Below are 410 nucleotides of genomic sequence, written 5' to 3' on the forward strand. Positions count from 1 at the left end.
CTGCCCAGGAAGAAACGCGAAACGCCCTCGCGCGCATGCGTGCCGAGCACCAGCAGATCGCCGCCGGACTGGCGCAGGGCGTCGCCGACCACACCCTCGGGCGAACCGATCTGTACCAGCAGGCGTTCGTGATCGAGGTTCACCCCGACTTCGGCCAGCCGCTCGCTCACCTGCTGACGCTGCACGTCCCGCTGGTCCTCCAGCACCTCGGCGCTGATCCCGACCTCCATCACCGCACCGGCGGCCACCGGCTCGACCGCACTGGCGACATGCAGCTGCTCCGGCACCAGCAGGCCCAGCTCACGCGCGCGCACCAGGGCCTGTTGCGCGGTCCGCGAGTGGTCCATCGCCAGCACCGCATAGCGGTATGCATGCGTCACCGGACCGTTGACCCGCAGCACCGGCAGATG

1 protein-coding gene is annotated in these 410 nt (G+C 70.0%); it reads right to left on the reverse strand.

Annotated elements, in window-relative coordinates; genetic code table 11:
- Positions 1-410, reverse strand: a 410-nt coding sequence (locus tag J0A65_RS26085; RefSeq protein ID WP_206597097.1) for a universal stress protein, incomplete at both ends; no start/stop codon positions are given.

Source organism: Bowmanella yangjiangensis (assembly GCF_017255015.1).
Classification (GTDB): Bacteria; Pseudomonadota; Gammaproteobacteria; order Enterobacterales; family Alteromonadaceae; genus Bowmanella; species Bowmanella yangjiangensis.